Genomic DNA, 26,995 nt, shown 5'->3' with positions numbered 1-26,995 from the left:
CATAAGCTATAATTGCATATCATGCCGGCATGAAAGGAGGTCAAAGCCAGGAAACGCCTGTCTTTGACCTCTCGCCGGTAACAGCATCTATTACTTGTCGTCAACGACCTCGTAGTCAGCGTCTACGACGTTATCTTTTCCTTTTTTCCCATCGGAGCCGTCTTGTGCACCTTCACCGGCAGCCCCTGCATCTGCAGCCGCGCCTTCATACAGCTTCACAGACAGCTGCTGTACGATTGCTGTCAGCTCTTCTGTAGCTGTCTTAATTTGCTCCAGATCATCGGTCGCAATAGCAGCTGTCACTTTCTCTTTCGCTGCGTTTGCTTTTTCGATTTCAGATGCATCTACTTTATCGCCCAGGTCCTTCAACGTCTTTTCGGTGGTGTAGACCAGTTGGTCAGCCGTATTCTTCGCTTCGACCAAATCGCGACGATTGCTGTCTTCATCAGCATGCAGCTCGGCATCCTTCATCATTTTTTCGATCTCATCGTCGCTCAGGCCGCTGGAAGAAGTAATCGTAATCTTCTGGCTCTTGCCTGTGCCTTTGTCCAATGCGGACACATTCACAATACCGTTGGCATCGATGTCGAATGTGACCTCGATTTGCGGTACGCCGCGCGGCGCCGGCGGAATGTCGCTCAGCGTGAATCGGCCAAGCGTCTTATTGCCCGCAGCCATGGAGCGCTCGCCTTGCAGAACGTGAATCTCAACGCCCGGCTGGTTGTCTGCATAAGTGGAGAACACTTGCGACTTGCTTGTCGGGATCGTCGTGTTGCGATCGATCATCTTCGTGAACACGCCGCCTGCCGTCTCGATGCCCAGTGACAGTGGTGTGACGTCCAGCAAGACGACATCCTTAACGTCGCCGGTCAGTACGCCCGCCTGTACGGCAGCGCCAAGCGCTACAACCTCATCCGGATTAACGCCTTTATGCGGCTCTTTGCCAGTCAGCTTCTTGACAGCTTCCTGTACGGCAGGAATACGAGTGGAGCCCCCGACCAGAACGATCTTGTCGATGTCGCTCGCCGTCAAGCCCGCATCGCTAAGCGCTTGTCTTGCCGGTCCAAGCGTACGCTCCACCAGATCCGCGGACAGCTCTTCGAACTTCGCGCGAGTCAAGTTCATCTCCAAGTGCTGAGGCACTCCGTCAGCCATCGTGATGAACGGCAGGGAGATGGAAGTCGATACGACGCCCGACAGTTCTTTCTTCGCTTTCTCTGCAGCATCCTTCAGACGCTGTACCGCCGCTTTGTCTTTCGACAGGTCGACGCCTTGCTCTTTTTTGAACTCGGCAACCATATGGTCGATAATCACTTGGTCGAAGTCGTCGCCGCCCAGCATATTGTCGCCGCTAGTCGCTTTAACTTCGAAGAATCCGTCGCCCAGCTCGAGGATGGATACGTCGAATGTTCCGCCGCCAAGGTCATATACGAGAATTGTTTGGTCCTCGGCTTTTTCCAGACCGTATGCAAGCGCGGCTGCTGTCGGCTCGTTTACGATCCGCAGCACTTCGAGGCCTGCGATTTTGCCCGCATCTTTCGTCGCCTGACGCTGGCTGTCGTTGAAGTACGCTGGAACGGTAATTACCGCCTGAGTAACGGGTTGGCCAAGATAAGCTTCGGCATCCGATTTGAGCTTCTGCAGAATCATCGCCGAAATTTCCTGTGGCGTATATTCCTTATCGTCGATTTTTTCTTTATGATTCGTACCCATGTGACGCTTAATGGAGATAATGGTACGGTCCGGGTTGGTAATGGCTTGGCGCTTGGCAGTCTCGCCGACGACGCGCTCGCCGTCCTTTTTGAAGCCTACTACGGATGGGGTCGTACGATTGCCCTCCGGGTTAGGCACAACTACAGCTTCTCCGCCTTCCATTACCGCGACGCAAGAGTTTGTTGTTCCTAAGTCAATGCCAATAACTTTGCTCATTGCTCGTGCTCCTCCTTCAATCATACAATTTGATGTCAGTGTATATACAATAGCGAAATTAACCGCTAACTTTTACCATAGCCGGACGCAGAACTTTATCTTTCAGCATATAGCCCTTCTGCACTTCCTCGACAACGATACCTTCCTCATGCTCATCGGATTCCACCTGCATAATCGCTTGATGGAATTCAGGATTGAAAGGCTCGCCTATCGCATTCATCACCTGCAACCCTTCCTGCTCCAGCGTTTGCATCAGTTGGCGGAAGATCATATCGACGCCTTTCGCCAATGATTCGTAATCGCCGTTATCGGAAGTGGCGGCCATCGCCCGGTCGAAATTATCAACCGTCGGCAACAGCTCGGTGATCAGCTTCATGGAAGCGTACTTGCCCAGCTCTTCCTTCTCCCGCATCGTCCGACGTCGGAAATTGTCGAAGTCCGCCTGCGCTCTTAAGTATTTTTGATGATTGTCATCCGCCTGCTTCTGAAGCTCAGCATAACGGGTGTCCGCTTCATTCGGGGCTGCGGCATTCTCTTGCTCATGCTCCTGTTGCACAGCTTCCTCAGACGCTTCCTGGGCTGCAGTCACTTCAACTTCATCTGCCGCCGTCTCAGCGCTTTCTTGATGTTGCTCCTTCGTACTCACCTTATCACCTCCTTAACATGACTTATTTATACCATCTGCTCATTAACAAACCCATATCCTTCGACAGATAGTTCAACACGCTGATGACCTTCCCGTATTCCATCCGTGTCGGTCCCAGTATGCCTAGTGTGCCCAGCACCTGTCCGTCGATGGCATAAGTTGCCGTGATCAGACTGCAGTCGCTAATCGCCTTATGATCATTTTCTGTTCCGATTCGAACTTGTATGCCTTCCGGCAATGTCGAGAACAGCTTCATAATCGTCGGAGTCTCATCCAGCAAGTCCAGAATCGTCTTCACCTTGTCGACATCCTTGAATTCGGGCTGAGTCAGCATGTTCGTAGCGCCGCTCAAGTAAATGCGGTGCTCGTCGCCTCTCTTCAAGGCGTTGTCCAGCACGAATAGCAGCTCCTCGAAGTGATCAACATGCCGCTCCAGCTCGACCGCAACCTCGCTGTGCAATTTGGACTTCAGCCGAATTAGCGGCACACCGACCAGCTTAGCGTTCAAAATGTTAACGACCTTCTCCATGTCATCCATATTCACGCCATCCGGAATGGTAATGGTTCGGTTCTCCACGTGGCCCGTATTGGTGACCATAATGATGACAGCGGACCTGGCATCGAGCGGTACGAGGCTGAAATGACGAAGTGCATTGCTGAATAGCTCCGGTCCGAGCAATATCGACGTGTAGTTTGTCAAGCTGGACAAGACCAACGCGGTATGCTGAATAACTTGCTCCATCTGACTCAGCTTGTCGGTGACATGGGAACGCATCAGCTTTAATTCCTGATCATTCAATTCATTGACTCTCAACAAATGGTCAACATAATAGCGATATCCTTTTGTCGACGGTACGCGCCCGGCTGACGTATGAGGCTGTTCCAAGTAGCCCAGTTCCTCAAGGTCGGCCATTTCATTGCGTATGGTGGCGGGGCTGTATGCCACATCCCCACGCTTGGAGATGCTCCGTGAACCAACTGGCTCGGCAGAACGTATATAGTCATCCACAATAGCGCTCAAAATCATTCGTTGTCGATCAGTAAGCATCGTGATCCCCTCCATACATGATGTAGTGCGTACCGACAATGTTAGCACTCAACTCTTAAGAGTGCTAATCGCTATAACAAAAATACCAAACCGGCTTGACGATTGTCAAGTCGGTTCGGCATTTTTCAGCCAACATTTTCATCTTATATGTTCTTCAATACAGCGATTTCGTCGCATGCATGCCGCTTGGGACAATGAATGCAATCCGTCCATACTTTCTCAGGGAAGATTTCCTTGTCCACCACCTGAAAACCGTTCCGTTCGAAAAACGGCACTGCATATGTCAGCGCCATAATTTTCGGAATGCTCTGCTCCTGCGCTTCCTTGATTAAGGAATCGACCAGCATGCTTCCGATACCGAGAGACTTGTAGCTCTCCGATATGCCGAGCGATCTGATCTCTACCAGCTCTTCACCGAGCCGCGTTAACGAGCCGCAACCAACGACCGTCCTATCCAGCTCCGCCACATAGAACGTATCGATGCTTCTATGCAAAGCCTCGCGGGAGCGAGGCAGCATAACCCCCTGTTCAGCGTAGCTTTGAATTAATTGAAATAGGTTTTCCACATCGTCCGCCGTTGCCTTCCGGCATACGACCTGCATCGTTTGCATAGCTGCCTCACCTCCGCGCAAGCATTCATATTAAGTAATATGAATAAATATACACCAACACGAATTTTTTCTCAAGATGATTTTGCGGTCATGCCTCCAAAAAGGCGCCGAATACTTCATTGCCCAGCAAGACGCCTCGCTCTGTCAGACGATACCCGGTATGGTCGCCATCCACGAACTGCTCCAGCAAGCCGTCTCCGATCAGCTTGCTTAACACCGGACCAAATTTCTCCTCCAGCGAAGCTTCGGGAAACTGCTCCTTGAAGCGGACGCACCTTACGCCATCCAGCAGACGAAGCCCTACCATCATGAAATCCTCCATCGCTTCCGCCTCACTCACCTGATGGCGCTCCAGATACGGCAGTCCGGCAATAGCCTTGTCGATATAGGGCTGAACTCCCTTCACATTGACATGCCTCCAGCCGTGGGCGTAGCCATGCGCGCCTGCACCCAGTCCGTAATATGGCTCATTGCGCCAGTACGTGCAATTATGCCGGCTCTCATGGCCTTCCTTCGCAAAGTTGCTAATCTCGTAATGGCGGTAGCCGCCTCGCTTCAGCTTCTCCATTAGCAACAGGAACATGTTGAACTCCTCTTCCTCCGGAGGAAGAGGAAGCTCATTGCGCTCATACAGCTTGTGGAACAGCGTATTCTCCTCCACCTTCAAGCTGTAGAGCGAATAATGCGGCAGGTCCAGAGCCATAGCCCGCTCTACGCTATCCGACAGCTGCTCCAGCGTCTGGTCCGGCAGGCCGAACATCAAATCGATGGACAAATTGCGGAAGCCGACCGCTCTCGCATTCTCAATGCTTCGATAAACGTCGTCGACATTGTGTATACGGCCGATTCGTTCCAGCAAGCCGTTGTCGAAAGACTGAACGCCGAAGCTAATCCGGTTGACGCCGCCGTCCCGCATTGCGGCCAGCTTATCTTTATCCGTCGTTCCGGGATTGGCCTCCATCGAGAATTCGACGCCTTCCGCCAGCGGGAAGTGCTCCCTCACAGATCGGAGGAACCTTTCCATCTGCGGCGGAGTCAGAACGGTCGGAGTTCCTCCGCCGACGAATACCGTATCGATCTCTTCAGGCGGAAGCTGCCGCACGGTATGCTTCATTTCCTCCTCTAGCGCATCAAGGTATTGATCAACGGGCTGCCCCCGCAAGACGTACGACGTAAAATCGCAGTAATGGCATTTGTTCGTACAAAAAGGGATGTGTATATACAGCGCACGCGGCGTAGTATTATGAATCATAGACAACCTCCAAAAGCGGCATATCTTGCCTTGTCATGCAAATTTTTTTGAAAAAAAAGAGAGCAAAATGCTCTCCCTTGTTTTCATGCTTAGTCTTCGTCAATTTTGAGTACGGCCATAAACGCTTCCTGCGGAACTTCCACGCTTCCGACCTGCTTCATCCGCTTCTTGCCTTCCTTCTGCTTCTCCAGCAGCTTGCGCTTACGGCTAATGTCGCCGCCATAGCACTTGGCAAGTACGTTCTTGCGCATCGCCTTCACCGTCTCCCGCGCGATAACCTTCGTGCCGATGGAAGCCTGAACCGGCACCTCGAACATCTGCCGCGGAATAAGGCCGCGGAGCTTCTCGCATATGGCGCGTCCGCGATGGTAGGCGCGGTCGCGGTGCACGATGACGGACAAGGCGTCCACTTGCTCACCGTTCAGCATGATGTCCATCTTCACCAGGTTGGACTTGCGGTAGCCGGAAAGCTCGTAGTCGAAGGAAGCATAGCCCTTCGTATTGGACTTCAATTGATCGAAGAAGTCGTATACGATCTCCGACAACGGAATGTGATACGTAAGCGTAACCCGGTTCGTATCCAGATACTCCATATTGACGAACTCGCCGCGCTTGTTCTGGCACAGCTCCATAATCGCACCGACATAGTCGTTCGGAACGATGATGCTGGCCTTCACATAAGGCTCCTCCACGGATTCAAGCTTGCCCGCTTCCGGATAATTCGACGGATTGTCGATCTGAATCGTCTCTCCGCTGGTCAAAGTGACCTTATAGATAACGCTAGGCGCCGTCGTAATGAGCGGAATATTGAACTCGCGCTCGATACGCTCTTGAATAATCTCCATATGGAGCAGACCTAAGAAGCCGCAGCGGAAGCCGAAGCCTAGAGCCGTAGAGGATTCAGGCTCGTACGTGAGCGACGCGTCGTTAAGCTCCAGCTTCTCCAACGCATCGCGCAGATCGTTATAATCCTGCGAATCGATCGGGTACAGACCGCAGAATACCATCGGATTAATGCGACGATAGCCCGGCAGCGCTTCCGACGCTTGCCGCTTCGCTTCCGTAATCGTATCGCCTACGCGTGTATCCTTCACGTTCTTGATGCCGGCGATAACGAATCCGACGTCGCCGACTGCAAGCTCGTCCACGATAGTCATTCTAGGCTTGAATGCCCCGACTTCAATAACCTCGAACTCCGCGCCTGTCGCCATGAAGCGTATCTTCTTGCCTGCCGAGATGCTTCCGTCCATTACGCGGACATAGACGATAACGCCCTTGTACGCATCGTAATGGGAATCGAAGATCAGCGCCTTAAGCGGTTGATCCGGATCGCCGGTAGGCGCAGGAACCTTCTGCACGACTTGCTCCAGAATCTCCTTAATGCCGATGCCCGCCTTCGCGGACGCAAGCACAGCTTCGCTGGCATCCAGTCCGATCACATCTTCGATCTCGCCCTTGACTCGTTCAGGCTCGGCGCTTGGCAAGTCGATCTTGTTAATGACGGGAAGGATCTCCAGGTTGTTGTCCAGCGCCAGATATACATTGGCGAGCGTCTGGGCTTCGATGCCTTGCGCCGCATCGACGACAAGCAGCGCTCCTTCGCATGCCGCCAAGCTGCGGGATACCTCGTACGTGAAGTCGACATGCCCGGGCGTATCGATGAGATTAAGCAAATACTCTTCTCCGTCGTCCGCTTTATAGGAAAGTCTAACGGCTTGCAGCTTGATTGTAATGCCGCGTTCACGTTCCAAATCCATCTGATCCAATACTTGAGCTTGCATTTCACGGGACGTCAGTGCGCCCGTATACTCCAATATCCGGTCAGCCAACGTCGACTTTCCGTGATCAATATGCGCAATAATGGAAAAATTTCTTATTTTCTTTTGCCGGTCACGAACATCTGACATGCCTATCCCCCACACATTCCAAGTATTCAATCATTCTTCCTATTATAGCAATAAGGCGGAAGGACAGCAATGGACGTCAGTCAAATAATCCGTTGAAGAACGATGCGATGAAGCGAATGCCGGAGCTTGAAGCATTCTCGAGCAGCTCGGAGGTGGAATCCGCCAGCTTGTTGACGACCGGCTCATCCGGCTCATACAGACCTGGCCAGCGGGAATCCGCGTCGACCGGATAGCGATTGCCGCGCTTCAAATCATCAAGCTCTCGCTCCAGCTCTGCGATTCGATCCTCAAGCTTGCGGTCGCGGGAAGATTGCGGCGGCTCTTCCTCATACTGCACATATTGCCCGTTCCCTTCCGCAAGGGGACCATGAATCCGCTCAATGCCGGTCGTTGACAATTCGATTCCGTAGATGACAAGGAATGCGAGCGCTACCCCGAAGCCGATCCACTTCCACCTATTTCGCCTCATCGCGGCTACCCTCCCCTCCGGATACCTTCGCATCTTCCCAATAGATGTCCGCTACGACCTTCGCGAGCGCATCCGCCGTCCGATACGATTCCTCAAGCGTATTGTCCACGCCGCCGATCTCGATCAGCACGCTTTCAGACGCAAGCGACTGATTGTACTCCCCGTTGCCCGTCGCTGCCGTCTTGCCCCATATACCGCGCGATATGCCGGGATATTTGGCCTCCAAGGCTTCATGAATCTTCGTAGCAAAGGCTTCATTTTTTTCCCATTCGGGATTTTTGTGCCCGATGACGAAGTACACCTGGGCATAGCTTGTGCCATCAATATCAACCGTTGTATACTTTCTCTTCTGCGAGTCGCGGTGGAGGTCGAACAGAAATTGCAAGTCGTCGTTGCTGGCCAGCGCTTCCTTCACCGTCTTCTTGGAATACTTATAGCTCAGCTCCCAGCGGTAATCATCGATCGCCGTAGGATAGTCCACATCCGACACCATCGTACCGATTCCATTCTCTTCCAGCTTGTCTGCCAGACGCTTGCCCACGAGCGTAATGTTCTTCGTTCTGGAGCTGGGGTCCTTGGCTTCGCCGTCAAGCTCCGGATACCAGGATTCACGGTTATGCGAATGATAGATGAAAGCAATCTGCCTGCCGGTAGTCGGCTTGCCGGAAGGCTCAGCGACAGCATCCTCGGCATCGTTGCCTGTTGTCGATTGATCGTCGACAACTCCGTCTTCACCCACCACCAATTCCGTCCCGTTCTCTTCCTCCAGCCCCTCAAGCGGATTGTAAGCAATCGGCGCCCGATCTTGCGGACCGACCGTCGTATCCGTACCGCTCCCCTTGCGAATCAGGAAAGCATCGTTGCCCTTCATGCCTGGAAGCTCTCCGGCAAGCATGCTTCGCGGTTCGGCCGGATTAACATCCGTCAGGGAGCGCATCAGGAATATGCCGACATCCTTGCCCGAGAATGCCTCCGAGGGCAGATCGCTTCGAAACGAGGGCACCTCCATTTCCAGCATGTCCCCCAACAAGCCGCTTGATACAGAAGCCGCCAAGCCTTTCATAGAATGCATAGCAGATTGGGATGACTTCTCATAGATCATGCCGACCACACCCAGCAATATAAAAAACAGCATGGAACAAAGGGAAAGCACCGCAAATGCCTTCCCCGTCATTAGCAATTCCTTCAGCTTCCTCCCGCCATTCCACTCCAAGCCCTTAATCTGCACTGCGCTTTGCTTCCACATGAAGTTTAACGCTCCTTTCCGCTACCTCATAATCTAGTTACTATCAATCTATGAGGAACGTAGAGCTGGTAGAACCGAATTTTCAATAGACTAATTTGAAAAACCCGTATGCCTCGAACGGGCAAACGGGTCATATTAGAATGTCATTTGATACTTAATGCGTATAAGCAGCCACGTTATCTGTATCGACAGCATCATGCAAGGCCGCGTTCAAGCCGCTCGCAATAATGTTGGCGATGTCCTCGATAAACTGATCTACTTCCTTCGGCGTAACGAGCAGATCGTGCCCCATCGGATTCAGCACTTCTTTTACCAGCATGAGCCGTTCATTGTCGCCCATCTGGTTCATCAAGCCGAAGATTTTATCCGTATCGCCGTTCTGCTGCTCCAGATGATTCTGCATCATTTGAAATGCATTGTTCACGATGGTGGAAGCATACACAACTGTAGGAACGCCAATCGCGATGACGGGCACGCCAAGGATATCCTCAGTCAGACCTTTGCGCTTATTGCCGATGCCGGAACCGGGATGAATGCCGGTGTCGGCGATCTGTATCGTCGTGTTGACGCGTTCCAGCGCCTTGGATGCAAGCGCATCGATCGCAATGACCAGATCAGGCTTCGACTGCTCTACGATACCGTGTACGATCTCGCTGGACTCGATGCCGGTAATACCCAGCACGCCCGGTGCAACAGCACTGACAGAACGGTAACCCGGTGCGACTTGATCCGGCATCAGCTCGAAGAAATGTCGGGTAACCATTACATTTTCTACGACTAGAGGTCCAAGCGCATCCGGTGTGACGTTCCAATTGCCGAGACCGACGATCAACACACGCGATTGCTTGCCGATGGACAGCCTATCCAGGAAGGCCTCGAACTCCTTCGCCATATGCGTAGCCACCCGATCCTGCAAGCCGGTGTCGCCGCTCCGCAATCCGGGCACCTCCAGTGTCACGTATTGGCCGATAATTTTGCCAATCGCCTGCGATCCCTGTTCATTCTGCACATGAAGTCTCGTAATGGAGATGCCGTCATCTTCCGTCATATCCGACAATATACCCGGAATGGGGGCTCCGCTCCCCCCCTCCGCCATCTCCTTCGCTTCAAGCGCAAGGTCTGTCCTTACATCATATTGCTGCAGGTCCAGCTCATGTTCATTCATCGCCATAACTCCCCTTCGCATTGGATCATACCCTTATTGTTTACAGAGCAGCCCTTTTCATGCGAAGGTGGTTGAACATGGCTATCTTCTATACGATTGCTGGATGACGATATCGGAGTTAAGCGTTGCTATGCTCTCCAATTCAGCCAAAGTCAAATGTGAAAGCGATTTCAGATCAAATTACACACATCGTAGCTACTCTTGAGGTTTGAGCTATCCTCTTGCTTTTTGGCCTTGCGCATGATAATATATTTTAAGTTGTGTTGACTAGGTTTTTCGCTTGCGAGAAATCGACATTTACAGTGAAGCGAATGCTTTAAGAGATACGTTTTACTTGCACAGTATTCTGTAGGAGGTGAATTCCATGCCAAACATCAAATCCGCTATTAAACGCGTTAAAACGAGCGAGAAGCGTCGCGCTCTGAATGCATCTCAAAGATCTTCGCTTCGTTCAGCCGTAAAAACTGCTGACCAAGCGATCGTTGGCGCTGACGTCGAAGCAGCTAAAGCTGCTCTGATCGTAGCGACTAAGAAGCTGGACAAAGCAGTAACAAAAGGCCTGATCCATAAAAATGCGGCTGCCCGCAAAAAATCGCGCCTTGCGAAAAAAGTAAACGCTCTGTCTGTTCAAGCTTAATTTCGCAGCATGAAAAAGCCCCCCGCCCACAATATTGTGGGCGGGGGGCTTTTTTCTTGCCGATTACGCGCCGTACGTCATCTCTTTCTCCGTTCCGAGCGACAGCAGATACAATTCCATGCCCAGCGATTTGTCGATTCGTCCCGTCTTCATCGCATAATCCAGATCCGCAATGGAACCAAGCAGCTTACCCAGACGGTTGACATTATACTTTCGGGCTTTCTCCGCTGCAAGCTTGACCGCATAGGGATGCAGCCCTAGCTGACCGGCCATCTGCTGCGGCGAATACTGCCCTTCAAGCTCCTTGATGCCCAGCATAATTCGCAGCTGTCTTGCAATAAGAGCGGCAATCTTGATCGGCTCCTCGCGCCTGATAAGCAAATTGCGGTATAGCGGAAGCGCCCGCTGAATGGACATGTCGGCGATCGCATCGACGAGTGCGAACACATCCTCCTCGACGGTGGACGAGGTAAGGTCTCTCACCAACTCTTCTGTAATCATACCGCCTATTCCGACATGCAGACAGAGCTTGTCCACTTCTTGCGACAGCTGCTGCATATGATGGCCTATCCGGGACAAGAGCAGCTCTGCCGCCTCGGCCGACATCGTCCGTTCCTGCTGCGAAGCGCGCTTCGCCATCCACTGTACAAGCTGGGGGCCGTCCAGCTCCGGGAAGGCAATCAAGCTTCCGCGTTCCTTCAACGCCTTGACAAGCTTGCGACGTTCGTCAAGCTTATCTGCGTATACGGCGAAGACGATGACCGACGTTTCCATCGGATGCTCCATATATTGCAAGACGGTCTCGGGACGATGCTCCAGCTTGGACTGATCCTTTCCTCCGGCCGCCATAACCGACACATCCCTTACAACAATCAGCTTTCTTGCGGCGAAGAACGGTAGCGTCTCTGCCTCCAGCACCATCTCCTCAACCGGCGTCTCGGACGTATCGTAACGGGCTATGCCCATTTCCTTCTCGTCCGCAGTGAACATCGTATCAGCCAGCATCTCGATGAACTGCTCCATCCGGTAGCGATCCTTGCCGAAGAGCACATATACCGGTCTGAACTTCCCGCTCTTCACTTCCTTGAGAGCTTCCTTGATTTCCATCCGGCTCCCCCTTCTCACTGTGTTCCCCGTTTAGAATCAAAGTGTATCAGATTGATCACATCCCTGCAACGACGGATGCATGACACAAAGGGATGAATCCCCCCCTTGCAGAAGGCTCCATCCCTTTGTCTTCTATATAAACATTCGCAGATCAGATCCATGGCTCTGCCTGACGAATGGTCATACGACGCAAGGAATACGCCGCAGACTGATTAATTGCTATATCATACTCAATTCGCACGGATAATGTGCATCCTTAGCCCAGTTAATGTGTCCCTTTTTGCTCCGTGCGGGTAGAAATCGTAATAATATACTTCTCGATCGCTCCCTGATCCAGAGTTACTTCATACGCAAGCTGCGTGCTGTCCTCCGACCACACCAGCTTGCCATGGTGTCCGTTCTTGCGGGATGTCTCCATTACGATCTCACCGCTGTCCAGCGATACAACGACCACCTTGTGCTGATCGACCCGGGCTGTGTATTGGCCGTCCGGAGACGGAATGCCATCCACAGGATTCGGAGCGAATGTATTCGGTTCATCGAAGTTCCCTCCGGCAATGCCCATCTCTACTCCTCCGGAATCTTCCACTGCCGCTTCATCCCGCTCGTTCGGGACGATGGATTCCACACGTTTGTCACTGCTGCCATCGTTAGAAGGTGCGGCTATAGAATCTCCATATTGATCGGCTGCTTCCAATAAAGAGCTATGTTGCTCGTCCGTTTTGCCGGTTATCGCAACCTGCCCATCAGCATTATTTTCAATAACGCGATGCTCCACTGAACCCGATCCGCCCGATCCTGAACCATCGGCGCCGTTCTCTCTGTTCATTTGAATCATTTCGCCAGCGGTCAAGGACTCCGATTCCTTTACTTTCATACTCTCGGTAGATACGTCACCGCCAGGGTCCAAGCCGCTGCCGGACATCTCGTAGGCATACTGCTTCGCATCGCTCCGCGCCATACTATTGTCCGCGGAGAATCCCCCGTTCTTATTCGCTGCGTCATCCCGGCCGTCCGGAGCATAGGTGACGATGAATAAGCCAACAACGACGCTTGCAGCGACTACTCCGGCAATCGATCGCAGGAACGTCCAGCGGATAGGCGAAGAAGAAGGCTTCATCGTCTGCTTCGAGCTGCGGGGTCCGACGCTAGGCAACTCGCGCTCAGCGGATTCCGATGTCGCCGAACCGCCGGCTCCATTCTGCATGTCTATACGCTCCAATTCAGGAAGTATGGCATCAACAAGGCTATAGCTTGGGGTCACCTTGGGCAAGCTTGTCAATTCGGCAGATAACATCCGCAGCCGCTCGTACATGGCCTCGCAGTCCGGACAATGATGCATATGTGTCATCAATTGTTCATTCTCGGTGTCGTTCAAATCATCATCTAATTGCCTCTGCATGAGCTCCATCACCTCTTGGCAATTCATCCCCGGACACCACCTTTCTGATATTCATGGAGTAGCGCTTGCAGCTGCTGCCTTGCTCTGAACAGATAGGACTTAACCGTATTCAAGGGCAAATCAAGCGAATCTGCAATTTCATTGTAGGAGAAATCCTGTAAATATCGAAGCACGACAACCGTGCGATGGTGCTCCGGCAGTTGATCGATCGCATGTCGTATATCCTGAAACGTATAGGAAGCCATCACTTGATCTTCCACATCCTGCTTCTCCCGGAATACCAGCTCGTGCTCATCGATGGATACTGTCGGTTTCGTTCTTCGAAACTTGTCAATACAAATATTTGTGACGATACGCTGGACCCATGTTTTGAACTGCGCCTTTTCTTCGTAGGAGTTGATTTTCGAATAAATTCTTATGAGCGCTTCTTGAGCGGCGTCCATCGCATCCTGTTCGTTGTTCAATATATAATAGGCTGTCCGATATACATGAGTTTCAATCTCTCGCAACAGAGTAATTAGTGCTTCCCGATCTCCCGATTGAGCGGCTTTTATCGTGCCAGGCTCTACCACGAAGGATCCTCCCCTCTTGCAACCATTATGACGAACCGGTCGCGTAAAATGTTGCAATCATTTATAGAAATTACGGATTTATATGAATAAGTACGGAAAATCATTATGAATATGTACGATTGAGAAACATCCCACATTACAGCATACCAAATTATTGGTGAGCCGTATAGAGAATCAAGGACGACGATTGACCAAAATTCCTTCGCGGGTTAAGGCAAAAGAGACCTCTCCCCCATCATCCGTCCGCCACAGCTCCGCGCCTGACGCCTTCACGCGATCCAGCACATGGGGGTGGGGATGCCCGTAAGTATTATATGCGCCTACGGAGACAACGACGGCATTCGGCCGCCAGTACGCGAGCCACTCATCGCTCGTGGAATACCGGCTGCCATGATGCGCAAGCTTCAACACATCGATGCCGATGCGGCTCGGTTCATTCCCCTTCCTTCCCGATAACTCTATGGCATTACGTATGATGAGCCCTTCGGTTGCAGAGTTGATGTCGCCGGCAAAAAGAAACGTCCTGCCGTAAAGCGAGACGGCGACAACCAGGCTCGCTTCGTTCTGGTCCTGCACGAGCGGGATCGTGTCATTCCGTTCCTCCCCTTGACCCAGCACAAGCAGCTCCGTATGCGCGTCCAACTGCAGAGTGTCGCCAAGCGCAGGAGCTTGCAGCGGAACGTCGTTGTCCAGCAGGTCTTGCAGCAGCTCCATGGCGTCGGAAGCTTGCTTGACCGTTCCATTCCACCATGCCCGCTTGATCGGAATGACGTCCGCTACCGCCCTTAGCCCGCCAATATGATCGCTGTCGAGATGAGAGATGACGAGCAGGTCAATCTGCTTTACGCCACGCTTCATTAATAACGGCACAACGACTTTGGCTCCGACCTCGAACGGGTCTCTGCGTTCCCTCCATTCCTCGCCAGGCTTGCGGAACGAGACTGTTCCCCCGCCATCGATCAGGATATGCTTTCCCGAAGGCGTTCGTATGAGCGCAGCATCGCCTTGACCGACATCCAAAAAGCTGATTTTAGCCTGTGTGTCCAGCTTGTCCGGCATATAGGCATAACCCAGCAGCATGACGGCAGCCGCCAACACCGTCCCGACTGCGAATCGATACGTTCTGGCACGGCGCACCGACCCGCTCTCCCATTCGTAAGCTTGCATACTCCCATTGTCAAGCGGAGCGGTTTGCTGCAGAGTGAGCTGCCGCGCCGCCGCATGCGAGTTCCGGGAATGGCGCAAGCTTGTCATCAGACGGAAGCCCGTCCCCGCTAGAAGCAGCCAGGCGGCAATCCACCAGGCAGGCGGAGAGCCCCAGATCAAGCGCAGCCCAGATTGCTCTGCCAGCTGCTCCACGATCCAATACGTGCATTCATTAACCAGCCGGCACAGCTGAGCGATCCAGCCTGCTCCCGTCCCCCATATCGGCATGACGATCATGGAGGCTGTTCCAAGCGGGAGCACGATCATGCTTACGATCGGTACGACTACCACATTCGCCGGCAAGGACAACAGGTGGAATTGATTGAAGTAATAGATCGTTAGCGGGAAGGACACGATCTGGGCAACGATGGAGACGGACAGCAGATCGAATAGCGGTCCGCCGCGGCGCCTTGCCGGCATCATTCCCCGTACCGCAGGCACGCCAGCTATTAATCCCAGCGTAACGATGAACGACATCTGAAAGCTGACGCTGTCCAAATAGTAGGGGTCCAACAGAAGAAGGCCAACCGCTGCGGCGGACAGCAGATGAAGTCCGTCCTTCAGCTTGCCCATCCGCGCGGCCGCAAGCCCGAGCACTGCCATGACCCCTGCGCGCATGACGGACGGCGCTGCGCCCGCCATCAGAACATAGAGAGGCACAGAGGCCATCAGCACCGTCATTATTCGCTCCCGGCGCAGACGAAGCAGCTTCAGCAGGCTGCCCAGCACATACATGAACACGCCGACGTGCAGTCCGGATATCGCCAGTATGTGCGTCAGTCCCAGCTGGGCATATTGCTGGAAGCGGCCGGGGTCAATATCCTCGCGCAGACCGAGGAGCAGCCCCTTCATGTACCCCGCCTGCGGCCCGGGGTACAGCTCCTCCACGCGCGCGCCGAGCCAAGCGCGCGCGGCGTCTACGCGGCCAAGCAGCGCGGCCGCGGCTGTAGGGCTCGCCGCCGGCCGGACCGTGACGGCGGCGGCGCCCTTCGCCTGCAGCAGCCAGTGGATGCGCTGGCTGCGAAGATAGCGGCGGTAGTCGAACCCGCCGCTATTGCTTGCCGTGGCCGGCTGCGCCAGCTCGCCGGCTACGGCAATGCGGTCGCCGCGCTGCCAGGCCGCGGCGATCGCCTGCTCCGGCTGCGCAGCGAGCCGGAGCTGCACCATAAGCCGCTCGGCGCTGTCCGCGAGCGGCTTATGGCCTTCCACATGGATGGCATCCGCCTCCATGTGGAAGGTGACGCGGTCGCCATCGACGTCGACCGCGCTAACGATCGTGCCGAGAGCTTCCGCCGGATACTTCGCTCTCGGTCCATCCGTCTCTGCGGCGGCTTGCAGCGCCGGCAGCGAAGTGACATTGGCGGCGTCCGCCCACATCCGTTGTCCCGCCGCCAGCAGCAGCGCGAGCAGGCAGACGGCTGCCAGCCGCCAGCTTGCTCCCTTGCCCGCCACAGCCGCGACGGCCAGCAGCGTTGCCGCAGCTGCTATGAGCAGCACACCGCGAAACGGCAGGGCCGCCGCCACTGCACTACCGCTTACCCAGCATGCGGCAAACAATACAATCGGTCGGTTGTTCATATTCATGGACTCCCCTCTGATATCAACTCTCCATTTCACTGCTAACGCAAAAAAAGACCTCCAGCCGCATCTCGCGATGCTGCTGGAGGTCCTTCCCCACAGTGCTTTTAATGTTATATCCGACTTATCACTGCGTCACTTCCATCCCCGCCTGAGGCGGCGGCTCATAATGATTCAATTGGCGAAAAACGATGCCTTTCCCTGCCATCAGATTATGGACCTTGTCGCTATCCTTCGGATAGCCTCGATGATAGACAATTTCAATGATGCCGCTGTTCGCCAGCATATTGGCGCACGTCCAGCAGGGCTGGTCCGTCACATACACCGTAGACCCTTCGCGATCCGTCCGGTCCGTGAACAGCAGCAGATTCTGCTCCGCATGAATCGTGCGGATGCAACGCTGCTTCTTCACCATCTGCTCCTCGCCGTCGATCAGCTGCACTTCGTACTGTTCCGCAATCATACAGCCGGCTTCCTCGCAATCCTGTACGCCCATCGGCGCACCGTTGTATGCCGTGCCAAGCAGCTTCTTCCCCTGCACAAGCACGGTGCCGACATGCCTTCGCGGACATCTGGAGCGAGTCGATACCATGTAAGCAATGTCCATAAAATACGTATCCCAATCTTTTCGGAGGGCATCATTTCTCATTGCCATTCCTGCTTCTTCCTTTCTCTTGCTGTTGCTGCATTCTTCGCTGCTGCTGTTCTGTAATTCTCTACTATTATAATGCACAAGTGAGAGAACCTCTATAATGGCCCTTCAATCTTATCTGAACTTCCTCTTTGCCTCCGACTTGCACCTCAAGACTGCTGGCTGGCTGCAATCGCAGCTTCCAGATCGGCAATGATATCGCCAATGCCTTCCGTACCGATGGACAATCGAATCATGCCAGGCGATACCCCTGCGGCAACCTGCTCCGCTTCCGACAGCTGCTGATGCGTCGTGCTGGCGGGATGAATAATAAGCGACTTGGAATCGCCGACATTGGCAAGATGAGAGAACAGCTGGACATTGTGAATCAGCTTCTTGCCTGCTTCAAGTCCGCCTTTAATGCCGAATGTCATTATTGCTCCTGCACCGTTCGGCAGATACTTCTGCGCCAGATCGTAGGAAGCGTGGCTTGGCAAGCCAGGATAGCTTACCCACTCAACCGCGTCATGCCCTTCCAAAAATTCGGCGACAGCTTGCGCATTCGAGCTATGGCGCTCCATACGCAGATGCAACGTCTCCAGCCCTTGCAGCAGCATGAACGAGTTGAACGGAGACAAGGCGGCTCCCATGTCTCTGAGCAGTTGAACACGGGCTTTGATGATATAAGCGATAGGACCTACAGCATCCGTATAGACAACGCCGTGGTAGCTCGGATCAGGTTCCGTCAAGCCGGAGAACTTGCCGCTTGCTTTCCAATCGAATTTGCCGCCGTCCACGATAATGCCTCCGATAGAAGTGCCGTGGCCGCCGATGAACTTGGTTGCGGAGTGGACAACAATATCCGCTCCGTGCTCAATGGGACGGCACAGGTAGGGACTTGGGAACGTATTGTCTACAATGAACGGTACACCGTGCTCGTGAGCGATCGATGCCACAGCTTCCAGATCGATGACATCGCCTTTCGGGTTGCCGATCGTTTCTGCAAACACCGCTTTTGTTTTGTCCGTAATGGCGGCACGGAAGTTAGCCGGATCGGATGGATCGACGAACTTCACATTAATGCCCAGCTTGGGCAATGTGGTGGAGAACAGATTGTACGTTCCGCCGTACAGACTGGTAGCCGATACAATCTCGTCGCCGGCACCTGCAATATTCAGAATGGAATATGTAATGGCAGCTTGTCCGGATGCAACGGCAAGAGCGGCAGCACCGCCTTCCAGTTCCGCCACGCGCTTCTCGAATACATCCGATGTCGGATTCATAATACGGGTATAAATATTGCCGAATTCCGACAGCGCGAACAGATTCGCTGCATGATCGGTATCTTTGAAGCCGTAAGATGTTGTTTGGTAGATGGGTACTGCACGGGACATGGTAGTGGGATCAATTTCTTGTCCTGCGTGTACGGATAACGTTTCCAACGAGTATTTTCTCTCTGACATCTTCTTACTCCTCCTAAAATTGGCGATTAGCTCTCCCTGTAGTTGGACGCTTGCTTCCATTCTCTCATATTCACGGTAAAGCGACAACGCTTTCTTTCACTCCAGCATACAATCTCTCACCAATCCCCTTCACTCTCATCAAGTCCTCCGTCGATTGAAACGGTCCGTTTAGCTCTCTATCTTCGACAATTGCTTTCGCCTTTGAAGGTCCGATTCCTTTCAGCTGCTGTAGCTCAAGCTCTGAAGCCGTGTTGATATTCAACCGTTCATCCTGAGTCTGCCCTGTGTCCTTACTCCCCTCGCCTGCAAGATCATAATTTTTTTTATCGTTCTCTCGACCATCTCCACTCCTCTCAGTGAACTCGCCTATTTGCTGCACTTTTATGCTCTGCTCTGACTCCGCTTCCTCTACACTTCTCGGCCTGTCAGTCATCCCTTCATCTTGATTAACCGTCTCGTCCGGCATTTCGCTCGCTGTCCCTCCACTATTTTGCATCGCATAACCTTCCATCTCCTTTTGCTTTCCTTTCTCCATCTCGTTCTTGGCTGTATCCTGCGGCTGCAATTGCTCCAGTGCTTCGGCTACCGCATCGTTCAAGGGGAACCATTCTTCAGTCGCCGGTTTACGTTCCATGACTGCAGCCGCAATGAGGAGGAGAGCTCCCATCACACATGCCGCAATTAGCAATAATGCGCTTGATCCGTTTTTAGCTTGGCGCAATAATCATACCTCCTTGTTCTATTATGTGATACAGTCGGTTTTTGACATATGGAACAAGTCGTGCAGAATAGGATAAAAAAGCACTACAAATGGAATTGCCGGTATAGGAGGGCTTAGCATGAATGTTGGTTTTATCGGAACGGGCAGCATGGGTAGCTTGTTAATCGAAGCCTTTATTTCTTCGGGTGCACTCTCACCTTCCGAGATGACAATCAGCAACCGAACGATCGCCAAGGCAGAGGCATTAGCCGACCGATATCCCGGCATGAACGTAGCCTACAGCAACGCTGAAGCCGCTTTGAACAGGGATTATATATTTCTGTGCATCAAGCCGCATGAATTTAAGCAGGTCGTGCAGGATATTCAGAGCAGCGTTCGATCGGATAGCGTCGTCGTATCCATTACAAGCCCCGTGCTTCTGTCTCATCTTGAAGGTGAGCTTGATTGTAAAGTTGCAAAAATCATTCCCAGCATAACCAATATGGTTCAAAGCGGAGCTGCATTGTGCATGTATGGTGACAGCATGAACGAACAAGACAAATCAAGCTTGGAAGAGCTTTTCTCCTCCATCAGCGAGCCTATCCGAATTGAAGAGAACTTTACGCGCATCGTATCTGATCTGTCCAGCTGCGGTCCCGCGTTCTTCGCCTTTCTGCTTCAGCAATTCGTGGATGCTGCAGTCGAGGAGACGGGAATTCCGCGCGACGGCGCGCTGCAAGTGGCAAGCAATATGCTTCACGGCACCGGTATCCTGCTGACGGAGGGCGGTATGACGCCCGAGCAGATCCAGCAGAGGGTGGCCGTTCCGGGAGGCATTACGGCCAAAGCTTTGAACATGCTTCGTCAAGAGACGGGAGGCATATTTAATCATCTCATCCGTACGACGCATACCAAGTATAAGGATGACCTTGTCAAAGTTTCCAACGCTTTTTGCGGCGAAGAGGTGAACGGACAATAGCTGTTCTTCAGCTAAAGCCGCCCACCTCTTCGGGTTGCTTTTATTTAGTTGGCTACGATATTGACCAGCTTGCCTTTTACGGCGATGACTTTGCGCACCGTTTTTCCGCTGATCAACTCCTGAACCTTATCCAGACCTTTAGCCATTGCTTCCATATCTGCTTGATTCATATCGGCAGGGATAGATGCACGCTCAACGATTTTCCCATTCACTTGAACGACGATCTCCACCTCTTGATCGATTGTCCAAGCTTCGTCGTGAGCAGGCCACTCCGCATACGTAACCGATTCGTTGTGTCCCAGCTTTTCCCACAGCTCTTCAGCGATATGCGGGGCGATTGGGGAAAGCATCTGTACGAAGTGTTCCATCGCTTGCTTCGGCAGCTTCTCTGCTTTATAGGCATCGTTCATGAAAATCATCAACTGGCTGATGGCTGTGTTGAAGCGAAGATGATCGTAATCGTCCGTAATCTTCTTAATGGAACGATGCCACGTACGCTTGAAGGCATCGCTGGCTTCATCGCCGCCAATTATCTCGTTCAGGCTGCCATCCTCATTGATGAACAAGCGCCATACGCGGGCCAAGAAGCGGTATGTTCCCTCTACCCCATTCTCATTCCACGGCTTCGTCGCCTCCAAAGGTCCCATGAACATTTCATACATTCGCAGTGTATCTGCTCCGAATTCGTTCACAATGTCATCCGGATTAATGACATTACCGCGCGATTTGGACATTTTCTCATTGTTCGTACCCAGAATCATGCCCTGGTTCACGAGCTTGTGGAACGGTTCCTTCGTATCTACGACACCGATATCATACAGAACTTTATGCCAGAATCTCGCATACAGCAAATGCAATACAGCGTGCTCGGCGCCTCCGATGTACAGATCTACAGGAAGCCACTCTTTCTGCTTCTCTGGCGAGCATATCTCACTGTCGTTCTTTGGATCAATGAAGCGCAAGTAATACCAGCAGCTGCCGGCCCACTGAGGCATCGTATTCGTCTCGCGACGTGCCTTCATTCCTGTCTCGGGATCGATCGTGTTCACCCAATCCGTCACATTCGCAAGCGGCGATTCCCCCGTTCCGGAAGGCTTAATGGCATCTACATCAGGAAGAATAAGCGGAAGCTGGTCTTCAGGCACTGTCTTCATCGAGCCATCTTCCAGATGCAGCACCGGAATAGGCTCACCCCAGTAACGCTGTCGGCTGAATAGCCAATCACGCAAGCGGTAAGTGACCTTCGCTTTGCCTTTATCCGTCTCCTCCAAATGTTGAATCATGCGAGCGATCGCATCCTCATTATTCAATCCGTTCAGGAAGTCGGAATTGACATGGGCACCATCTCCCGTATAAGCTTCCTTCTCAATATCCCCGCCCTGCACAACCTCAACGATAGGCAGGTCGAATTGCTTGGCGAACTCCCAGTCCCGTGTGTCATGCCCCGGAACGGACATAATCGCACCCGTTCCGTAACCGGCCAGTACATAATCCGCGATCCATATCGGCGTTTTGGCTCCGCTAACAGGGTTAATGGCATACGCACCTGTGAATACTCCTGTTTTTTCCTTCGCAAGATCGGTACGCTCCAGATCGCTCTTGCGTGCAGCAGCTTCCTGATATGCATCCACAGCATCCTTCTGCCCAGCTGTCGTAATGCTCGCTACCAGCTCGTGCTCAGGTGCCAACACACAGTACGTTGCACCGAACAGTGTGTCCGGACGGGTCGTGAATACGACTAGCGAAGCATCATGGCCATCAATCGGGAACGTAACTTCCGCTCCGGTCGATTTCCCGATCCAGTTGCGCTGCATATCCTTAATGCTCTCAGACCAGTCCAGCTCCTCCAAATCTTCCAGCAATCTTTCCGCATACTCCGTAATCTTCAGCATCCACTGCCGCATCGGCTTACGGACGACGGGATGTCCGCCGCGCTCGCTCTTGCCGTCAATCACTTCTTCATTCGCCAGAACGGTTCCGAGAGCAGGGCACCAGTTGACGGGAACTTCAGCGACATAGGCGAGCCCGCGCTTATAGAGTTGAATGAATATCCACTGTGTCCACTTATAGTAATCGGGGTCCGTCGTGCTGAATTCACGATCCCAATCATATGAGAAACCCAACGATTTGATTTGTCTTCTGAAATTATCGATGTTCTTGAATGTGATGTCGCGCGGATGCTGCCCAGTATCCAGTGCATGCTGCTCTGCGGGCAATCCGAACGCATCCCATCCCATCGGATGAAGAACGTTATAGCCTCTCATTCGCTTATAGCGTGATACGATATCCGTAGCCGTATAGCCTTCCGGGTGACCGACATGCAATCCGGCTCCGGAGGGATACGGGAACATATCAAGCGCGTAGAATTTTGGCTTGCCGGAACCCTCCGACGTTTTGAACGATTTGTTTTCATCCCAATATTTTTGCCACTTCGGTTCAATCGTTAACGGATTGTAACCATGACGCTGATCCTCTTGACCCATATCTGCATCCTCCTCATTGTGCATACAAAACAAAAAATCTCCCGTCCCCAGCGGTTCAACGCTAGGGACGAGAGATTATTCTCCCGTGGTACCACCCTAGTTAGCGTCGGACATGCTTTGCCCTTCGCTCACTTCATGCCTATATCGCAGGCGATTCGGCGTGCTTCCCCCGTCAAATGTTGACGGCTTCACTCGCTGCTCCGAGGTGAGCTTCCCCGTCATCAAGGTCCGACTTCCACCAACCGTCGGCTCTCTAAAACCTTGAACATACGCGTACTATTCCTCATCAACGCATCCCATATGAAAAACAATTACTAATGATTATATAAGCTCTTAATTGTAAGTGTCAAGTATTGAGTGTGTTATTGTAGTTTGTATTGAGTAGTTTGTATTGAGTAGTTTGTATTGAGTAGTATGTATCGAGTGTGGATCTACTTTTAAGCGGCTGAAGCATTGTATCTGCTCAAATTACCCCGTACAGAACGTTGACTGTCCGCTTCATCTACCTTATTGTTGCCATCAGTTAATGCCAATTGCGATAATCTAAGCAAAGGAGACGATCCCTGACCCCAGCCATAGTTCATTCGGAAGCAGTATTCGTCTATGTAGCTTTGCGCATATTTCATGCCGATACCGAAAAAAGTCTCATTTATCCAGCGGAACCCCTCGGCAGCTATGATGGACAAAGGATATAGAAAGGGACATTCCTTAATTCGTGCATTGACGGCAGCAGCATTCCAGCCATACGGACTATACTTCTCGCATGTATTTCCAGAATGATAACCATCCACCCAATATTCCTTTACTTCTTCGTATGGAAACTTGCGATTGGGGGAGGACTTTGCATTGAATTGGAAAGAACACAACTGTCTTTGGCAGTGCAGTTCGACAAATATTTGCCGTTCTTCATCAGACAGCGGCTTTCTTGCTTCGCTCTCACGCCCCACCAGCTTTAATTTATAATAAGGGCGGTCGGATGCCTCATGCTCTACAGACACTTCATCCGCATGACCACTCCCTCTCGCCACAATGATCGATTTCTCCTGTTTCATGCGTTCTTCAGTAACAATAATCTGCTTCATATATATTTCATGCTTAGCCTCCACATCGCCGGATAACAGGTGTCCTGCATCCCACCGGGAGATAAGCCGTCGTATCTTATGCAGCATACTCCAAGCTGTCTTATAGGTGACTTGCAACAAATTAGCTAATCGAACGGCATTGACGCTCCCTTCAGAGGAAGAGACTAGAAATAGCGTCAACAACCACTTTCTAATCGGCGTACGACTCCTGTGCATAATCGTATTGGCGGTTAATGATGTTTGAATATTGCAGCCCTTGCATTCAAATAACGGCAATACCCGTGTAGTTATCCTGTACGCATCGGAGCAACTGCAGCTGGGACACTTGAAACCATTCGGCCATCTTGTCTCTTCCATAAAAGCAATACAATCTGCTTCAGTCTTGAATTGAGACTGGAAACGTTCCAAAGCATCCTTCAGCATCATTACGTCCTCCCGCCATACAATGAAATCATTTGTTCGTATTTCAATCTTAACACAACTTCATTCGAATTGCAAACATATGTTCTGTTTTTTTCTTCTCACATACACCTTTCTTCCCCTTTCCTACAGCATATTACGTCTTCTCCCAGACTACTCACTCTCCCTTCAACTCAGGATGCAACTGATTGTGAAGGAGCAAACAGCTTGCATGAACAGTTAAAAAATTGGAGTGGTAGATTGATCTGCAACTCATTTGACCTTTACATGATCATCATCAGATCCATCCTGCCTGAGTAAAGGGGAGAGTGCTGCCCTGGGAAAATTAGCAATATACCGGTACCGACCATAAAGTATAGCTACATGCAATCTCCGTTCCTCCCCCAAGAATAAAAACGTTCAATTGATCAAGGATTACATGATATTTGTATTCATAATTTTCTCCCAGTTCGACTTAGACTTCGACATGCTTGTGTACTGCTCCATTCCTGAGTAAAGGGGAGAGTGCTGCCTTGCAAAAATATGCGATGTATCACCAACTACGGCAGAGAAAAATTTCAAGAAGTTAGTCTGACTATAGGCTGACTGGGAAAGCAGGAAAGCAGAGCTTACTGAGAGGAATACTGCGGTGATGCTGAAATGAATCGCAATCTGCGAAGTTTCAAACCAGCAAGGACAAATAAAGGGCATTTCAATGTCAATGGAACGGCGGAGAATGCTGCTCCAACAATCAAAGATTATTGAATATAAACTAGGGCGTGTCTGAGAACTCTGAGGACAGCAAATTTTGCCGAATTTTCGTTCCATGCAAGGCGCGTTTGTGAAGGCGTACCCGGGGGTACGTCAAGCAAACGGAACGAAGCAGGGGGCGGATAGGCGGTGAAAGGTGCCACTGAGCGGGTTTTCAGACACGCCCTAAATAACAGGAATGTAATGGGTAGTTGGAAAACGATAAGAAAAACGAAACCGAAATAAGTCATTAAAACTGGACAGTCAACTCTACTCCCGCTTCGTTCTGTCCAGTTTTAAATATAACTTTCGCTCGGTCTGCAGCGGCAGTCAAGCGGTCTACAGTTTTCTATCCGCGCCAGCCCATAGGCCGACGATTCCATAAGCGATCGAAACGAATATGATTACGATAAGCGGCAATGTCCAACTGCCAGTCCGGTCGTGCAAGTAACCGAATAAAAAAGGACCTGTTGCCGCAAGTAAATAACCGACGGATTGCGCCATACCAGACAATTTGGCGGATATCTCACTTGAGCTTGCCCGCAGAGCAAAAAACATAACGGCAAGTCCAAATCCGCCGCCGACTCCCAATCCAAGCAAGATCATCACCGGAATGACTAACCCCGAACTTCCAACCAACAAGCCAACATAGCCCGCTACGAACATCGCTGCCATCAGTAGAGCAAGTCCTCGTTGGCTCTTCTGCCTTCCGGCAACTATAGGTACTACGAATGTCGATCCCATACTTATAACCTGCATAAGGGACAGCATCCACCCCGCACTTGTGTGGCTAAGCCCTTTGTCCGCCAGAATCGTCGGTATCCACGTTACATTTACATAAAAACAAAAGGACTGCAGTGCCAAGAATAAGGATACCATCCAAGCCAGTGTTGAATCCCATACACGTCCTCTTCCATTGGTTCGCGATACTGCAATAGAGATTGTACCCGCAGTTCGCCTCCCGGATCGTTTCGCCAACGGTACCCATACGATAGTTGCCGCAAGAGCGATAACTGCGCAAAAGGCAAGCGTTCCTGCCCAGCTAATGCCTAATCCGGCCGTCATCGGGTAGCTTATCCCTGAACCGACTGCCGCTCCTAAATTCATGGCTACTGTATATATCCCAGTCATCAAACCTATACGCTCCGGGAAATCGCGCTTTACGAGACTAGGTAGGAGCACATTCGCTATGGCAATAGCCGCTCCGATTGATACAGTGCCGATAAACAATGCTGTCGATCCCGACAATGAACGAATAAGGATGGCCAGCGTCAATACCATCGAAGCGAATAACAGGGTCCGTTCCAAGCCGAATTTCTCAGCAGCAACAGGTGCGAAGGGAGAAAACAAGCCAAATGCAAGCAAAGGCAAAGTCGTTAGCAAGCCCATAGCAGCGCCGGACAACCCCAAGTCATTTTGAATTTGCCCCACAATAGGCCCAACTATTGTGATTGGCGCTCTCAATACAATGGACAGCAAAACAATGCCGCCAATCAAAAGCCAGACTCCCTTTAAACCGACGTCTGACGATCGATAATCTATTTGTCTATTCGATATGTCGGACTGATCCCTGATGCTCATAGTTGTAGATAATCCACCTTCCGATTCATGTGTGAAAATGTATGACCCTTGAGTAAAACATCCCTCCATATCCCAATTGTTATCGAAGGATATCGGCTAATAGCATATCATACTGAACTCGAAGATGCACTCCTCGCCCTTAACTGTTATAC

Annotated in this window: 21 protein-coding genes and 1 other annotated feature; of the genes, 2 read left to right on the top strand and 19 right to left on the bottom strand. The window is 51.9% G+C overall.

Annotation, left to right across the window (positions count from 1 at the left end; genetic code table 11):
• Positions 1-90: 90 nt before the first annotated feature.
• The 9 genes from dnaK to gpr form a co-directional block, all read right to left on the bottom strand.
• Positions 91-1,929, bottom strand: coding sequence for a molecular chaperone DnaK (gene dnaK / locus M6D81_RS02920; protein ID WP_262675299.1), 1,839 nt, complete (start codon positions 1,927-1,929; stop codon positions 91-93).
• Positions 1,930-1,987: 58 nt separating this feature from the next.
• On the bottom strand, positions 1,988-2,575 hold the full coding sequence (gene grpE, locus M6D81_RS02915) for a nucleotide exchange factor GrpE (protein WP_262675298.1): 588 nt from the start codon (positions 2,573-2,575) through the stop codon (positions 1,988-1,990).
• 22 nt (positions 2,576-2,597) lie between these two features.
• Positions 2,598-3,623, bottom strand: coding sequence for a heat-inducible transcriptional repressor HrcA (gene hrcA / locus M6D81_RS02910; RefSeq protein WP_262675297.1), 1,026 nt, complete (start codon positions 3,621-3,623; stop codon positions 2,598-2,600).
• A gap of 143 nt (positions 3,624-3,766) precedes the next feature.
• The gene (locus M6D81_RS02905; protein ID WP_262675379.1) at positions 3,767-4,225 is read right to left on the bottom strand and encodes an N-acetyltransferase; all 459 of its coding nucleotides are present in this window, start codon (positions 4,223-4,225) and stop codon (positions 3,767-3,769) included.
• A 97-nt stretch (positions 4,226-4,322) separates the two neighbouring features.
• Entirely contained in the window at positions 4,323-5,486 is a 1,164-nt protein-coding gene (gene hemW / locus M6D81_RS02900) for a radical SAM family heme chaperone HemW (protein WP_262675296.1), read from the bottom strand.
• Between the two features lie 89 nt (positions 5,487-5,575).
• Positions 5,576-7,393 (bottom strand): translation elongation factor 4, encoded by a 1,818-nt coding sequence (gene lepA, locus M6D81_RS02895; protein ID WP_262675295.1) that lies wholly within the window; start codon positions 7,391-7,393, stop codon positions 5,576-5,578.
• Between the two features lie 76 nt (positions 7,394-7,469).
• Positions 7,470-7,862 (bottom strand): hypothetical protein, encoded by a 393-nt coding sequence (locus M6D81_RS02890; protein WP_262675294.1) that lies wholly within the window; start codon positions 7,860-7,862, stop codon positions 7,470-7,472.
• Positions 7,849-9,108: a stage II sporulation protein P gene (gene spoIIP / locus M6D81_RS02885; RefSeq protein WP_262675293.1), complete on the bottom strand. Its 1,260-nt coding sequence runs from the start codon at positions 9,106-9,108 to the stop codon at positions 7,849-7,851. The genes M6D81_RS02890 and spoIIP overlap by 14 nt, the downstream gene beginning before the upstream one ends.
• Before the next feature lie 154 nt (positions 9,109-9,262).
• The gene (gpr, locus tag M6D81_RS02880; RefSeq protein WP_262675292.1) at positions 9,263-10,273 is read right to left on the bottom strand and encodes a GPR endopeptidase; all 1,011 of its coding nucleotides are present in this window, start codon (positions 10,271-10,273) and stop codon (positions 9,263-9,265) included.
• 364 nt (positions 10,274-10,637) lie between these two features.
• On the opposite strand from gpr, the gene rpsT reads away from it, so the two are divergent.
• Entirely contained in the window at positions 10,638-10,910 is a 273-nt protein-coding gene (gene rpsT / locus M6D81_RS02875) for a 30S ribosomal protein S20 (protein WP_262675291.1), read from the top strand.
• Between the two features lie 63 nt (positions 10,911-10,973).
• Here rpsT and holA read toward each other — a convergent pair whose 3' ends face one another.
• The 7 genes from holA to M6D81_RS02840 form a co-directional block, all read right to left on the bottom strand.
• Positions 10,974-12,017: a DNA polymerase III subunit delta gene (holA, locus tag M6D81_RS02870; protein ID WP_262675290.1), complete on the bottom strand. Its 1,044-nt coding sequence runs from the start codon at positions 12,015-12,017 to the stop codon at positions 10,974-10,976.
• 265 nt (positions 12,018-12,282) lie between these two features.
• On the bottom strand, positions 12,283-13,446 hold the full coding sequence (locus tag M6D81_RS02865) for an anti-sigma factor family protein (RefSeq protein WP_262675289.1): 1,164 nt from the start codon (positions 13,444-13,446) through the stop codon (positions 12,283-12,285).
• Positions 13,443-13,991: an RNA polymerase sigma factor gene (locus M6D81_RS02860; protein ID WP_262675288.1), complete on the bottom strand. Its 549-nt coding sequence runs from the start codon at positions 13,989-13,991 to the stop codon at positions 13,443-13,445. The genes M6D81_RS02865 and M6D81_RS02860 overlap by 4 nt, the downstream gene beginning before the upstream one ends.
• A gap of 174 nt (positions 13,992-14,165) precedes the next feature.
• On the bottom strand, positions 14,166-16,775 hold the full coding sequence (locus M6D81_RS02855) for a DNA internalization-related competence protein ComEC/Rec2 (protein ID WP_262675287.1): 2,610 nt from the start codon (positions 16,773-16,775) through the stop codon (positions 14,166-14,168).
• Between the two features lie 127 nt (positions 16,776-16,902).
• Positions 16,903-17,430: a deoxycytidylate deaminase gene (locus M6D81_RS02850; RefSeq protein ID WP_262675286.1), complete on the bottom strand. Its 528-nt coding sequence runs from the start codon at positions 17,428-17,430 to the stop codon at positions 16,903-16,905.
• A 146-nt stretch (positions 17,431-17,576) separates the two neighbouring features.
• Positions 17,577-18,869: a homocysteine synthase gene (locus M6D81_RS02845; RefSeq protein WP_262675285.1), complete on the bottom strand. Its 1,293-nt coding sequence runs from the start codon at positions 18,867-18,869 to the stop codon at positions 17,577-17,579.
• A gap of 70 nt (positions 18,870-18,939) precedes the next feature.
• The gene (locus M6D81_RS02840; protein ID WP_262675284.1) at positions 18,940-19,590 is read right to left on the bottom strand and encodes a ComEA family DNA-binding protein; all 651 of its coding nucleotides are present in this window, start codon (positions 19,588-19,590) and stop codon (positions 18,940-18,942) included.
• Positions 19,591-19,708: 118 nt separating this feature from the next.
• Here M6D81_RS02840 and comER point away from each other — a divergent pair, with 118 nt between their 5' ends.
• Complete coding sequence (gene comER / locus M6D81_RS02835; RefSeq protein WP_262675283.1) at positions 19,709-20,548, top strand: late competence protein ComER; 840 nt, start codon at positions 19,709-19,711, stop codon at positions 20,546-20,548.
• Between the two features lie 44 nt (positions 20,549-20,592).
• Here comER and leuS read toward each other — a convergent pair whose 3' ends face one another.
• The 3 genes from leuS to M6D81_RS02820 all read right to left on the bottom strand — a co-directional run bounded on the left by leuS (position 20,593) and on the right by M6D81_RS02820 (position 26,843).
• Positions 20,593-23,031: a leucine--tRNA ligase gene (gene leuS / locus M6D81_RS02830; protein WP_262675282.1), complete on the bottom strand. Its 2,439-nt coding sequence runs from the start codon at positions 23,029-23,031 to the stop codon at positions 20,593-20,595.
• Positions 23,032-23,091: 60 nt separating this feature from the next.
• Positions 23,092-23,330 (bottom strand) — a binding site (T-box leader).
• 138 nt (positions 23,331-23,468) lie between these two features.
• Entirely contained in the window at positions 23,469-24,539 is a 1,071-nt protein-coding gene (locus M6D81_RS02825) for a transposase (protein ID WP_262675281.1), read from the bottom strand.
• Between the two features lie 1,062 nt (positions 24,540-25,601).
• On the bottom strand, positions 25,602-26,843 hold the full coding sequence (locus M6D81_RS02820) for a CynX/NimT family MFS transporter (protein WP_262675280.1): 1,242 nt from the start codon (positions 26,841-26,843) through the stop codon (positions 25,602-25,604).
• Positions 26,844-26,995: the final 152 nt, after the last annotated feature.

Origin of the sequence: Paenibacillus sp. J5C2022 (genome assembly GCF_025567625.1) — a bacterium.
Lineage (GTDB): Bacteria > Bacillota > Bacilli > Paenibacillales > Paenibacillaceae > Pristimantibacillus.
This window is presented reverse-complemented; position numbering and strand designations above follow the sequence as displayed.